The organism is Chryseobacterium sp. 'Rf worker isolate 10' (assembly GCF_050753305.1).
Lineage (GTDB): Bacteria > Bacteroidota > Bacteroidia > Flavobacteriales > Weeksellaceae > Chryseobacterium.
In genome coordinates this window covers 454,870-469,125 of the sequence record NZ_JBOZOF010000001.1, presented here as the reverse complement: position 1 = coordinate 469,125, position 14,256 = coordinate 454,870, and the positions used below count along the sequence as shown (strand labels likewise).

The 14,256-nt window shown below is 35.9% G+C and carries 11 protein-coding genes; 3 read left to right on the top strand and 8 right to left on the bottom strand.

What is annotated here, in order from left to right; translation table 11 throughout:
• Nucleotides 1–96: 96 nt before the first annotated feature.
• Together LKL37_RS02010 and LKL37_RS02005 are read left to right on the top strand one after the other, a co-directional pair.
• Nucleotides 97–735, top strand: coding sequence for a hypothetical protein (locus LKL37_RS02010; protein WP_431608916.1), 639 nt, complete (start codon nucleotides 97–99; stop codon nucleotides 733–735).
• A 295-nt stretch (nucleotides 736–1,030) separates the two neighbouring features.
• Nucleotides 1,031–1,399, top strand: a complete 369-nt coding sequence (locus LKL37_RS02005; protein WP_431608915.1) for a helix-turn-helix domain-containing protein — start codon at nucleotides 1,031–1,033, stop codon at nucleotides 1,397–1,399.
• Nucleotides 1,400–1,462: 63 nt separating this feature from the next.
• On the opposite strand, the gene gldG is transcribed toward LKL37_RS02005, so the two are convergent.
• The 4 genes from gldG to kbl all read right to left on the bottom strand — a co-directional run bounded on the left by gldG (nucleotide 1,463) and on the right by kbl (nucleotide 5,846).
• The gene (gene gldG / locus LKL37_RS02000) at nucleotides 1,463–3,133 is read right to left on the bottom strand and encodes a gliding motility-associated ABC transporter substrate-binding protein GldG (protein WP_431608913.1); all 1,671 of its coding nucleotides are present in this window, start codon (nucleotides 3,131–3,133) and stop codon (nucleotides 1,463–1,465) included.
• A gap of 4 nt (nucleotides 3,134–3,137) precedes the next feature.
• A complete protein-coding gene (locus LKL37_RS01995; protein WP_431608912.1) occupies nucleotides 3,138–3,866 on the bottom strand; it encodes an ABC transporter permease in 729 nt (242 codons plus the stop codon).
• Nucleotides 3,867–3,925: 59 nt separating this feature from the next.
• Nucleotides 3,926–4,477, bottom strand: a complete 552-nt coding sequence (locus tag LKL37_RS01990; RefSeq protein ID WP_431608911.1) for a CopD family protein — start codon at nucleotides 4,475–4,477, stop codon at nucleotides 3,926–3,928.
• A 172-nt stretch (nucleotides 4,478–4,649) separates the two neighbouring features.
• Complete coding sequence (gene kbl, locus LKL37_RS01985; RefSeq protein WP_431608910.1) at nucleotides 4,650–5,846, bottom strand: glycine C-acetyltransferase; 1,197 nt, start codon at nucleotides 5,844–5,846, stop codon at nucleotides 4,650–4,652.
• A gap of 158 nt (nucleotides 5,847–6,004) precedes the next feature.
• Here kbl and LKL37_RS01980 point away from each other — a divergent pair, with 158 nt between their 5' ends.
• Nucleotides 6,005–6,883 carry a cupin-like domain-containing protein gene (locus LKL37_RS01980; RefSeq protein WP_431608909.1) on the top strand — a complete coding sequence of 293 codons (879 nt, stop codon included), beginning with the start codon at nucleotides 6,005–6,007 and terminating at the stop codon, nucleotides 6,881–6,883.
• 59 nt (nucleotides 6,884–6,942) lie between these two features.
• Here LKL37_RS01980 and LKL37_RS01975 read toward each other — a convergent pair whose 3' ends face one another.
• The 4 genes from LKL37_RS01975 to priA form a co-directional block, all read right to left on the bottom strand.
• Nucleotides 6,943–7,890, bottom strand: a complete 948-nt coding sequence (locus LKL37_RS01975) for a T9SS type A sorting domain-containing protein (protein WP_431608908.1) — start codon at nucleotides 7,888–7,890, stop codon at nucleotides 6,943–6,945.
• 30 nt (nucleotides 7,891–7,920) lie between these two features.
• A complete protein-coding gene (locus LKL37_RS01970) occupies nucleotides 7,921–9,852 on the bottom strand; it encodes a M1 family aminopeptidase (RefSeq protein ID WP_431608907.1) in 1,932 nt (643 codons plus the stop codon).
• 83 nt (nucleotides 9,853–9,935) lie between these two features.
• A complete protein-coding gene (dacB, locus tag LKL37_RS01965; protein WP_431608906.1) occupies nucleotides 9,936–11,405 on the bottom strand; it encodes a D-alanyl-D-alanine carboxypeptidase/D-alanyl-D-alanine endopeptidase in 1,470 nt (489 codons plus the stop codon).
• 161 nt (nucleotides 11,406–11,566) lie between these two features.
• Nucleotides 11,567–14,014: a replication restart helicase PriA gene (gene priA / locus LKL37_RS01960; protein ID WP_431608905.1), complete on the bottom strand. Its 2,448-nt coding sequence runs from the start codon at nucleotides 14,012–14,014 to the stop codon at nucleotides 11,567–11,569.
• Between the last annotated feature and the right edge of the window lie 242 nt (nucleotides 14,015–14,256).

Genomic DNA, 14,256 nt, shown 5'->3' with positions numbered 1-14,256 from the left:
ATACTATTTAACACGTCGTGTTAAGATAAAAAAGAAAACTTATCTTTGCTACACCCACTTAAACTAATAGATGAAACTAAACTAACATGATTAAAAATGAGAAAAGTGTACAAAAACATTTTTGGAGAAATTATCTCCAAAAGTAAAGCTGTGAAGCTAAACGAATATCATCTGTATTATTATGAGGAAGGTTCCGATTTCTTAAAAGAAATTGAATTCATCAACGAAGACAGTGTTTACAACATCAATTATTTTCTAAGTGACGGAGAAGATGAGGCACGGGTAGTAGATTACCTCAAGGAAAAATCTGACTTTTTTGATATTGAAAAAAAGGAATCCACCGACGGTTTTATTATTTCTACTAATAAATTATATTCCTTATCAGTAGATGATCTGCCTTTAATTTCTAAAACTGTTTTCAAAACAGACGATCCTGAAAACTTTATCTGTTCACAGGTTATAGACAATGAAACTCATGAACCACAGCTTGAAAGAACGATAAAATGCTGGTATACCAATGATGAAGCTGGTGAAAAATATGCAGCAATAGAATGCAGCTATCAGGAAGACGGAAATCTGGAATTGGCTATAGACAAAACCTCCGATCCTGATCATGAAGAAAACTGGTCTCATTATGATTATGATACTTTCCAGGACCTGCAGGCAAAGATACCAAGTGATATAAGTTACTACAGAACCGCCGCCTTACTTCCAAAAGAAGCTTATCAGCAATAATCTCTACATTTAAAAAAGCACTCATCTCAAAAAATTATTAATCGAAGTGAACTCTATTTTTTTATCAGGCGGGAAATGATAGAGTTACTAACTAAGTGATCATCTAAGCGGATTTATCTGTTTCATCAGATTAGATCTTAAAAAAATAATAATGACTGTTTCCAGATTGGGAGCAGTCATTCTTTTTATGGGATCTGGAATCTGATGGAAAAGTATCAGATTCATTTGAAAATAGGCTTAAAATTTTGTTCCATTTTATTTATATTTGTACAAAGGCACAAATATAAAAGTCGTTATGGAAAAGCTAAAAAATCTAAGAAAACAAAGAGGCTATACTCAAGAATATATGTCGAAAATCATATCAACGGATGTGTCCAATTATTCCCGAAAAGAGAATGATGAAGTAAGAATATATGATGATGAATGGGAAAAACTGGCAAAAGCGCTTGATGTTACTGTAGAAGATATCAAAGAGGAAAGAAAGACAGCTATTGTCCATAATAATCATGACAATACTACTTTTAACGATAATGCAGGCAGCTATTTTAATCATTTCCATAGTATTCCGGATTCTATTGTAGAAAATTTGCAGAGCTATATTAAAGTTTTGGAAGAGCAGGTGGAAGCTTTGAAGGAAGAGAATAAAAAATTGAAGTCTAGATAGATTTTTTATTACCTCAATATAAACAAAGCTCCCGGAAGGTTTTCTTCCGGGAGCTTTTATTTTTTATCCAAATTTCTTTTTCCTTAACCAGAAGAACAATCCTCCGATAAGACCAATAATTACCAGCGGAAGCAGTAAATTCAGCCACTGCCATGTCGATTTCTCTTCGGTAATTCTTTGTCTGTCAAGAAGTCTTTCTTCAATGTTTCTGTTTCTCAACTCCATCAAGTTGCTGTCATCCAGCAAATAATCCAGAGCGTTTCTAAGGAACTGTTCGTTTCCAAACTGCTCATTGGTCAAAAGGTCTACTCCTAATGGAAGCGGTTTACCTTTGATTACTTTATTTCTTCCCACATCTCCATCTGCAATAATGATCATTTTATTTTCCAGACTTGCTGTTTTAAATCCAGGATAAGATTTTCTTTCAATTCTTGATGCATATGCAGAATTAAATTTTCCTTCCAGTGCTACAGCGAAGATCTTGGGAGTACTTGGCTTTTCCATTTGTCCAAGGCTGTCTACGCTTGCAATTTCTTTCAGATCAACATAGTTCGGAACCTGTTTCAATAATGTTCTTTCGCTGGACTCGAAAAGAACTTTTGTTTTGATATTCTTTCTTCCCCCTAATGTATCAATGGAAGTTGGGAATTCAAATTTTACAGGATTGATATTTTTTGTGATCGGATTATTATTTTCGGCAATTCCAAGCGGATAATAAGGCCAAGGTAAGCTTGTATACTGAGGATTTCCGCTCACTTCACCTGTAACCAGCCTTAAAAGGGCAAACTTTTTAACGTCTTTTACCAAAGCAGGATTGATTCTCACTCCATAATTGAAAAAGAAGTCCGTCATATTAATATCTACCGGGAAAGGCATTACTTTTTTGGATCTCGTTAAAGTATCCATTTCGGCATTTACCGCATCAATCATCCAAAGGGTTTTCCCTCCGTTCATGATATACTGGTCAAGAATTACTTTTTCATTATCTGTAAAGGCTTTTCTTGGTTTTGCAATCACCAGAGCGCTCATCTGCTTCAACAATGGAATATCTTCCAATGAAAGCTCAGTTTTATTTTTAGGAATTATAGGTCCTGCATCATAGTTTTCCATGGCCAGCTGTACAAATCCCTGAAATTCGTCCGGATTCAATTCATCATGATTGACAAGAATTCCGATTTTCTTTCTTTTTGCTGCTGCAATATTCTTGATATTGGAAACAAGGTTGTATTCCAGTCCTTCAATGGATCTTGTCAACTGCTGATCAGCATCAATTCCTGCCTGCTGAACCACCAACGGTATAGAAACTCCGTCATTTCCATGCTTGATTACAGCGTACGGGAAAAGAGTAATCTGTGAGATCTTTCCGTCTTTCACATCCGGAAGAATAGACGGCTGCATGCCCATTGCCATCAGGGTATCCTGAGACATTTTTGTTTTAATCGGGTCTATGAATTTAAAATCAATCTTTGGATTAATTTTTCTGAACTCTTCCAGCATAAATTTCGTTTCACTTTGCAGCTGTTTGAAACTTGCCGGAAAATCTCCTTCCAGATACACTTCAACAGTCAGAGGCTTTTTAACGGACTCTAAAACTTTGATGGTGTTATCGGAAAGTGTATATCTTTTTTCTTTTGTTAAGTCTAATCTGATTCCAGAATAGGTCAGGATAATAACCAAAGGAACAATTACAATTAAGAAAATTCCCAGTGGAGATTTAGCATTGAACTTCTTCATAATTCTACTTCTTTTTGTTAATAAAATGATTAGACAATACTAATGAAGCACCGATGACAAGAACGAAATACGCTACATCTTTAAAATCAATAAGCCCTCTTGTAAAGCCTAAGAAATGTTGATAGAAACCGATATTCTGAAGAATAAAATCTGCTCCCCCCAATAGTTTATAGCTTGCCAATTGCTCGATTCCAAAATACATAATAAAACACATGAAAACGCCTAACAGATAAGCCATAATCTGGTTCTGTGATAATGAAGAGGCTAAAATTCCCACTGCGGAAAACGCAGCGATTAAAATAATCAGTCCAAAATAACTCCCAAAAGTCATTCCAAGGTCAATATTTCCTGCAGGAACTCCTAATACATAAACCGTATAAAGATAAATTAGTGACGGAATAAGGCATAAAATTCCTACAATCCACACGGAAAGGAATTTTCCAGCTACCAGCTCTGAAACTTTTAACGGCTGTGAAAAAAGCCAGTTTAAAGTTCCGGTTTGCTGTTCTTCTGCAAAAGTTTTCATAGAAAGTGCCGGAATAATAAACATCAACAGCCATGGAACCAATACGAAATAGCTCTGAAGTGAGGCCATTCCGATCTCAAAAATATTAGAATCGTTGTCGAAAAAGAACAGGAAAAGGGTTGCTATCAGACTGAAAGCGGCAATGATCACCCATGCACTCCAGTTTCCAAAGTAACTCCACAGTTCTTTCTTTAAAATTGCAATCATAGTTTTTTTGTAAGATGTAAAAAGGATGAATGTATCAAGACATACGCCCTACTCCACAATTATTTGTTTTTTTTATTTTTATTAACCAGTTTCACTGTCATCATGATCAGAAATACAAGAACGAAAAATCCTGCAATTAATTGCCACCAGTATTCGATCACCATTGATTTTAAAATAACCGTAAATACAACCAGAAACAGAATGAAAGTTGCAATTTCATTAGCCTGTCTCAGTTTGATATTGGCAATTGGCAGTGTATTTCCACTCAATACTTTTAAGTGAAGAACTTTTTTCCAGCACCAGTAATGGTAAATGGCAAGCCCAATAAGGAAGGTAAGTTTCAGATGAAACCATCCCATTTTCATCAGCCCCGGATTTAAAAAGATCATGACCAATCCGCATACCGTCATAATTACCCCCGCCGGAACGGTGATAATATTCCACAGTCTTCTGGCCATAAAGGTATACTGCTCTCTCAGAATTTTCTTTTTTTCCTCCGGAAATTCATCGGTATCCTTATAGTAAACGAAAATCCTTACGAGATAAAAAATTCCCGCAAAGTAGCTTACCATAAAAATAATGTGCAGCGCTTTGATTATTGTATAAAGCATTCAGAAAAAATTAACAGCAAAGATAAGCTTATTATGTAATTGTTAAAAATAAATTTCTTTTGATTAGGAAAATCCAATCAAAAAAGGATTTCTATAAAAAATAGTTCGGCTCGGGGCAGCAAAGCTGCCCGAGCCGAACATTATATTTTCATTGTTGTAACCAATTCAACGATTAAGAGATCACTCCTAATTCTTTACCTACTTTTTCAAAAGCAGCAATGGCTTTATCTAAATGTTCTCTTGTGTGAGCTGCAGACAACTGCACTCTGATTCTCGCTTTTCCTTTTGGTACCACAGGATAGAAGAACCCGATTACGTAAATACCTTCATCCATAAGCTTTTCAGCCATTTTTTGAGAAAGCGGTGCATCATAAAGCATTACCGGAACTATAGCTGCATCTCCTTCAGGAATATCAAAACCTTTGGTTTTCATTTCCGTTCTGAAATACTCTGCATTTTCCATTACTTTATCACGAAGTGAAGTATCATCAGAAATCATATCCAATACTTTCAAAGCAGCTCCTACAATTCCAGGTGCCAGAGAGTTCGAGAACAAATAAGGTCTTGAACGTTGTCTCAACATGTCAATAATCTCTTTCTTACCGGAAGTAAATCCTCCTAAAGCACCTCCCAAAGCTTTTCCTAAGGTAGAAGTGATGATATCTACTCTACCCATTACTTCATTAGCCTCGTGAGTTCCGCGACCTGTTTTCCCGATGAAACCTGTTGCATGAGAATCGTCTACCATTACCAAAGCATCATATTTATCAGCAAGGTCACAAACTCCTTTTAAGTCTGCCACGATACCGTCCATTGAGAATACTCCGTCTGTAACAATGATTTTGAAACGGTGATTCTTTTCAGAAGCTGCTATCAACTGAGCTTCCAGGTCCGCCATATTATTATTTTTATATCTGTATCTCGCTGCTTTGCAAAGACGAACACCATCAATGATTGATGCATGGTTCAATTCATCTGAAATAATAGCATCTTCTTCTGTAAACAAAGGTTCGAACACCCCACCATTAGCATCAAATGCCGCAGCATAAAGGATAGTATCTTCAAGACCTAAGAAATCAGCGATTTTTTTCTCCAATTCTTTGTGAATATCCTGTGTTCCGCAAATGAAACGAACAGAAGACATTCCATAACCATGAGACTGAATCATTTCCTGAGAAGCTTTCATTACTTCCGGATTGTTTGATAATCCCAGATAATTGTTTGCACAGAAGTTCAAAAGCTTTTTTCCGTTCGCTTCTATTTCTGCACTTTGTTGAGAAGTGATGATTCTTTCTCTTTTGTAAAGTCCGTCATTCTCAATATTCTGAAGCTCGTTCTGTAAATGTTGAAGGTATTTTTCAGAGATCATTTTTGGTAATTTTTTAGATGTGCTAATTTACTAAAAAGGCAGTAAAATAAAACCTTTTATCAGTTTAATTCTAAAAAATCAGTGCAGATATCAGTTTTAACATCATTAGTCTACAAATTTAGTAGGATAATATTTATATTTGTTCTAAATTTTAATGCATGAGACTAAAGCCGGTACAAAAAATAAAGACAATCAGTTCAGAAACCTTTATTAACACTCATATGAAGCCGAGAATTCCGATTATTCTTGAAGACTTTGTGCATCCGGAAAGTCCTGCTTTCAAAAAGTGGAATTATGGGTATTTCAACGAAATTGCAGGCGGCCATGTGGTGAATATATACGGAAGTGAACTTGATTCCCTAGACAGAGTGGCAAGTGATCCTATTGCACAATCCACGTTTTCAGAATATCTAGATCTGATCCAGTCTGCCCCTACTGAACACAGACTTTTCTTATTCAATTTATTAAAAATAAAACCTGAACTCAAGAATGATATCATCTACAATGATGTTACGAATGGTAAAATATTAAAATGGTTACCTTTTATGTTTTTCGGAGGTGAAGGTTCTGTAACCAGAAATCATATTGATATTGACATGTCACATGTCTTTATCACCCAATTTCAGGGAATTAAAAGAGTATGGCTCTTTCCCTGGGAGCAGTCTGATTTCATGTACAAACTGCCTTATAACTTTCATAGTCTGGCCCACATAAAAAATCCGGATTACAGAAAATATCCGGCGCTACTTTATTTAAATGGTTACGAAGCAATTATCTATCCCGGTGAAACGCTTTATATCCCGTCCGGATGGTGGCATTATATCCAATATGACACGGAAGGTTACTCAATATCTGTGAGAGCGCTACCATCGAGTGCTCTTGAAAAATGGCGTGGCTTTAAAAACCTTGTGATTACAAGACATTTTGATAATCTAATGCGCAAAATATTCAGAGAAAAGTGGTTCAATTACAAAGTGAAAATTGCCAAGGCAAGAGGAGCTAGGGCTGCCAGAAAACAAAGAAGCTTTCAAATATAAAACAAAATAAAACGGACTAGATGTCCGTTTTATTCGATCATTTTAATAATTATCAAAATTTACTTCTTAATAATTTTTTGTGTGTATTCAGACTTATCTGTTTTTATTCTGATAATATAATTCCCTGAATTCAGGTCAGAAATATTTAAATTTTTCCCTGGTTCAGCAATGTTTCTTACAAGGCTTCCCTTGGCATCAAAAATTGAAATCAAATTGATCTTTTCATCACTTTTAATATTCAGTTGATCAACAGCAGGGTTTGGTGATATTTTAAAAGTTTGTGCTTTAGGTGTTTCATTTACAGCTAAAGCACCTCCTAACTTTGTAATTTTCATATTATCAATGTAAAAACCTCTGGGAAAAGGAGAGTAATAAAAATTAATTTTATGAACATTACCAATAATTGCATTGGTATTACTTGTTAAAACAAAAGTTGTTGAATATTTAAGTTCACCATCAACATAACAAGTTAATAAATTTTCAGAATTTTTTAGAACAAATCTAATATTGTGCCACATATTAGGCTGAAGAACAGATCCTACTAAAGTTCCGCCATTATAAGGTTTTATCCAGTTCATATTTTTGGTACTACTCGTTAATACGAAACCGCCGAGCCCAAAAGCACCCGGTGTATTGGTAGAAATAGTAAATCTGAAATCATCTGTGGGATAAGAAACAAAATCAAATACATAATAAAAATCAAATGAGATTTCACTATCACTGCTTCCAATCATTGCAGAAATATCTTTTGCAATTGCCACAGTAGACCCACTTCCTCCTTCTAACGCTAATGAACTAACGCCATCAGTAGCTTTATCATTACTTATTTTCAGAGAATTTAAATCTAAGGTTGGATTATTCGGATTCCATAATTCCCACCCATTCTGTCCTACAATTGTTCCCTGATTATACCCTTCAGAAGCTTCAAATGAGATTGTCTGAGTTTGAGCATTTAGAATTAATCCAATAGGAAATAAAGCTAATAAATAAAAAAGTCTCTTTTTCATGGTTTAGTTTATAATATTATAATTTGTAATTTAATATTTTACAAATTTAATATTCTTTTCTTGAATAGTAATAATATAAGTTCCCGGAACCAATTCTGAAATTCCGATTGCTTTACCTGGCTGATAAGTTCCTTTTCCTACCAATTTTCCATCTATCGCATGAATCGTGAAATCTTCGGCTCTATTAATTCCTTTAAGATTAATTTCATTTTTTGCAGGGTTTGGGTATAAGCCAAAGTTATCTTTTTCAACAGAAGAAACACTTAAGGTATTATCCTGAGTAACCGTAGAATTTTTCTCAAGAATCTGGTACTCATAATTAAACTGAACACTTGCAATCGGGAATGTTACAGACTGCAAAAAGCTTTGATTATTGGATGTATTATTAAGAACCAAATAAGCTGTCTGTCCGGAAGTTCCGGTTACTTTAATCGGTAAAGGCATTTCAAAAAAGCTTACTGTAGAGCTGCTCTGAGTCTGAGAAACTTTAAATAAAGCCTGATTTCCGTTTTGCATCCATTTTATATTGTAAGTAGGGTATCCTTCTCCGTACACCCAGTCATTAAAAAATTCTGTAAAATCTGTTCCGGTAGACTGAAGCAAAGATGCATTGAAATCTGCTGTACGCACATAGCTGTAGGCCAAATTCGGTCTTGCATGGTAATCTTTAAGTGCCTGATAAAAAACAGCATCTCCTAAAGCCCATTTCAGCATTCTCAGTATATACCCTCCTTTAGCATACGTAAGCCTGCTATCGAAGATTCTGTTGATGCTGGAAAGTCCGCTATCAGGTACATACACACTTCCTCCTACACTTCCTGTAATATAGCTGGACTGGCCTTGCAAATAATTCAGAAATTCTGTATTGGTCATCAGTAGTTTTTCATTGGCAACATGCTCTCCGAAGGTAGCAAAACCTTCATTCAGCCAGATATCATTCCAGGCACCACAAGTCACTTTATCACCAAACCATTGGTGGGTAAGCTCATGGGCAATAAGCTGTTTGCTCCAGCCACCCATAGAAGACATGGTCTGATGCTCCATCCCTCCTCCATACATAAATTCCATATGACCGTATTTTTCATTACGGAAAGGATAAGAACCAAAATAGGTCTCAAAAGTATCCATCACCTGCTTCGTCCAGTTAATATTAGTGATGCTGGTGGCATTTGAATTCGTAGACGGATAAATATAATTCACAAAAGGAAACGGAGGATTTCCCATTGTATCAGTAAGCTTCACAAAGTTAGTGATAGACAAAGCAATCAGATATGCTGCTGTAGGATACATGGTTCTCCAAAAGGTAAGCTTTGTGGATCCTGTAGGAAAAGTTTCGGACATCAATTTTCCATTGGCTGCAACGCTGTAATTGGACGGCGTTGTAATTTTAAAATCAAATCTTTCAATTTTATCATTTAAACTCTGTTTTGTTGGAAACCAGTCCTGCGCTCCATAAGGCTCATTTAAAGTAGAAAGAACCGGAGTTCCGCTCTGAAGGGATGTTTTGAAAGCATCATTACTTGTAGATGGAGCTCCTGCATAATAAATGGTAAGAGAATCTAACGTATTGGCAGGAATAGAAGCAGGAAAATCAATTTTCAGTTCTTTTGAAGGAAGCTGCTGAAAACTTGTGATATTAGTCCCATGATACTTCACCTGAGAAACCGTTAAAGAATTGGAAAGATCAAAATAAATACTTCCCATACTTTGGTTAGGTTTAAAGTGAGAAGTTACAGATCCCGAAATATTATACACCGCAGGATCCAGACTGACATCCATTCTCTGGTACTGTAAGTCATAGTTCAGAGTATTGGGGTTCGTGTTCCCAATATTCATTTTCTGAGTAAAGGATTGTTTCTCTTTTTCGATCAACCCTTTCATATCGGTATTTTGCTCATGCTTCTGGCCATAAAATTGTTGAGATAATAAAAATCCCAACACCAAAAGGTACAATTTTGTCATGTTTTGAAAAATTTAATCAAATATAAAAAAAACCTTTTAATCAATGATTAAAAGGCTGTTATAATATATAAAATAAAACATTTTTAAAGATCCAATGCAGGTTCAAGAATTTTTTCCATTCTCTTTTTCACCATATCTACAGATCCGGAATAGTTGTTCACCATTAAAGAGAACACTAATGTTTTCCCGGAATTTGTTTTCAGATAGCCTGCTAAAGTCTTTACTTTATTTAAAGTTCCAGTTTTTGCAAAAACCTGTCCGTTACCTCCTCCGATGAACATTCTTTTTAAAGTTCCGGATTGGCCTCCGATCGGTAGAGAAGTAAGATAAGATCTGTAATATTTCTGATCCATCAGAGAAGTAAGAAACTTCACCTGAGAAATAGGGGTTACATTATTACTTCTTGAAAGACCGCTTCCATCTATATAATTAAGACCCATCATATCAAAACCGGCATCTTTAAGGTGATCAGTCACCACAATTCTTCCTGATTCTGAAGTCTGGTCACCCATTTTCTGATAACCCGCAGTTTTTAATAAAGCTTCTGCTAATGAGTTATCACTGTGCTGATTGGTATAATAAATAATATCACCTAAAGTTGGAGATTTATATGCTGAAAGCATTTTTCGGCCTTCCGGAGCTGAATCTGTCATTTTCGGAGTTACTTTTCCGGTAACAGGAATTCCGCTTTTCACCAATGTGGTTCTGAATGAGTTGGCAAGAAATGCCGGAGCATCAGGAATTTTGGTTGTTAAAGTTCCGCTTCCTTCATATTTATCAGCATATACCATCTGATGATTATAAGGAGAAACGTAGAAAAATTTCTTATCTGTAGAGAAACTTCCTTTTTTAACAATCAGTTTTTCGTTGGCTGGGTTAATATCTCGGGTACTTCCTGCAGGTAAGTAATAATTATTGTTTTCCAACCATACAACATTTTCCGGAAGCATTGAAATATTGCCTTTGAAAAGCGCTGTCTGAATGATAATATCACCATTTACTTTTTTGATTCCCTCTCTTGAAACTCCGCCTATGAAATCTGAAATGATATCTCTATAAGATGAAGCTCCTGCTTTGTTGGTTCCCAAAGAAGGGTCACCGCTTCCTATCACATAAAGATTTCCATTTAAAACTCCGTTTTCATCTATAGTCCCTGAATACTCAAGCTGAGTCATCCAACGGTAGTTTTCACCAAGTAGGTTTAATGCTGTTTCCGTTGTCAGGAGCTTTGTAGTAGAAGCAGGTACTAAAGGAGTATTTTCATTATACGAAGAGATTACCTTCTTCGTTTTCGGATCGTACACTACGAATCCCCAGTTTGCATTTTTCAGCACAGGATCCGCCATCATTGTGTTTACGTTAATATCTACCAGTTCTTTTGCTGACAAAACAGTTTTCTCCACCATCGTACTAACGGGTGAAGGCAGGTTTAGACTGCTTTTCTGACTGTCATAATTCTGAGAATAAAGAACGGTAGAAACGGTAGATTGAGCCAGGAAAAGACCAGAAGCCAACACCGCCGCACTTGAAATATATTTTCTGAAATTTACCATCTATCTTCTTTTAATTCTATAGTTTTGACTCTATAAAAAATGACAGGTTAAATCATTCAATTAAAAAGCCAAACACTTAATCAACGTCCAAAAGTAGAAATTATTGTTATACAACGAGCTACGAGTGTCTTATAAAAGAGTGTAAAGTTTGTTAAAAATTGTTAAAAATCTACAAAAACATCTTTTTTAATGCTTTGATATGCAGTAATTTCATCAAATTCTTTCAAACTTATCAAAACCAGGTTTTTGAATTTCTCATAGTTTTTACCACGGGGAAGCTTAAGCATAATCTGGAATTGGTACAGATTATTCAGTTTTGCAATCTGAGCTCTTTCAGGACCTAAAACACAATCTTCCGGAAGATATTTTCTAAGGATAGAACCCAAAAACTGAGAAGCACGGTCTACTTTATCTTCTCTTCTGTGCTTCATTTCAATCATAATCAGCTTGGTAAAAGGCGGATAATGGAATTTCTGACGTTCAGTAAGAATGTATTTATAGATCTTCGCAGGATTATTCATCTTGATCAGCTGGAATACAGAATGCTCAGGATTATAAGTCTGAATCAGGATTCTTCCTTTTCCGGAAACTCTTCCTGCTCTTCCTGAAACCTGTGTAATCAGTTGATAAGCTCTTTCTTCTGCCCGAAAATCCTGTACATATAATAAGGAGTCTGCTTTGGGAATCGTAACCAGCTCGATATGGTCAAAATCCAATCCCTTAGAAATCATTTGTGTTCCCACAATGATATCTGTTTCTCCGTCCTCAATCTTTTCATACAGCTTTTCGTAGGCAAATTTCTTACGCATAGAATCCACATCCATTCTGTCCACTTCATTTTCAGGAAACAGTTTGGAAACCTCCTCATGAATCTGCTCTACCCCAACTCCTCTTTCGTTCAGCTTTTCAGAATTACATTTCGGGCAGGTTCTTGGTTTTGAAGCTCTTTGTCCGCAGTAATGGCACTTCATTTCATTGGCTGCCTTGTGATAGGTCATTACCACATCACAATTGGAACAATAATTGACATAACCACAACTCTCACATTCTATAACATTCGAATAGCCACGGCGATTGTGCAGGACGATCGCCTGATTTTTTTCATCTACCGTTTTCTTGATCTCTTCAACAAGCTTCAAAGAGAAATTTCCTGAAACCTTTTTAGATTCCTGAGCTTCTTTGAAATTGATCAGCTCATATTCCGGCAGATTGACATTCCCAAATCTTTCATTCAGGAAAACATATCTCATTTTATCTTTTCGGGCTCTGTAATAGCTTTCCACGGATGGAGTCGCAGATCCTAAGATCACACCCGCGTTATAAAATCCACCTAAAACCAATGATGCATCTTTAGCATTAAAATAAGGAGAAACTTCTCTTGGCCTGTACGCTGAATCATGCTCCTCATCTACCACAATAAGTCCCAGATTCTGATAAGGTAAAAACAAAGCGTTACGTGTTCCGATCAGGATACGGATATCATTCTGTTTAATTCTTCTCCATACTTCTACCCTTTCAAAATCTGTCAGTTTCTGATGATAAAAACCGAGCTGCCTGCCGTATTTTTTTTCTAATCTTTGGGTGATCTGTTTCGTCAGAGAAATTTCAGGGAGCAAAAAGAGAACATTTTTCCCTTCTCTGATACATTCTTCAATTTTCTCTAAATAAATATGCGTTTTCCCTGATGAAGTAACCCCGTGAAGCAGGACATTCTTACCTTCTTCAAAAGCTGCATCAATCTCAGATTTTGCTATTTTCTGCTGTTCGGAAAGTTCTTCAAGCTCTTCAATTTCTCCTTCATAGCTTTCAATTCTGTCTTTCTGCATGTAGTATTCCTCTACAAGACCTTTGTCTGCCAAAGGTTTTAAGTGCGAACTTCCGAAATAACCATCTTCAAACAGTTCAGATTTTTTAATAGGAATATCAGGGTTTTCTGTCTGTTTTTCTAAAATAAGAAGGAACAGATCTTTCTGTTTTTGAGCTCTGTTCAGTTTTAAAAGCACATCTGTAAGATTCTGATTGGCCAAAACCTCATCATTAATTCTTACGTAAGCCACTTCTTTGGCTCTGTATTTCTCAGCAATTTTTTCATCAATTTCAATATACTGAAGATCAATCAGTGAATTGATGGTTTTAATAATATCCTTTTTAGGAATAAATGCTTCAATATCTGTCAGATTGATCAGCTGACGTACTTCCAGTGCCTGAATCAGGTACATTTCGTTGACATCCAGATTTTCAAAATCAACAACTACACCCGGTTTTAATTTTAAATAGGTTTCACTCTCCAGTTTTAACGAAGAAGGAAACGAAAACCTGTAAATTTCCCCAAGACTGCACATGTAATACTCCGACAGCCAGTTCCAGAAATCAATTTGTTCCTGAGGCATAATCGGTTGATCATCCAGCATACTGATCACTTCCTTGGCGGCAAAGTTTTCCGGTGCATTATCGTGAAGCTCAAATACAATTCCTGTGTAAATTTTCTTTCCGCCAAACGGTACAAGGACACGCATTCCGGGCTGGATTTCAGATATCATTTCTTCAGGAACTTTATAGGTAAAAGATCCTTTGAGGTTCAGGGGTAAAACAATTTGAGCGTATTGCAAGGGAAATATTTAAAGTGTAAAATTAGATTTTTCCTGAGAGAACTGCAACTTTGTGGAGATTCTTCCGTAACATTTAAAACTTTGGTTTAAAAGCCAATTCTACCACAAAAGTCACAAAAGCCCTAACTCTTTAAGTGCTCAGCTTTATGTATAAAAGTACATATAAGTTCAAAAATCTGAAGATTTTCATTTTGTAAACTTTACACAATCAGTATTTAATGTTAAGGTTTTGTGACTTTTGC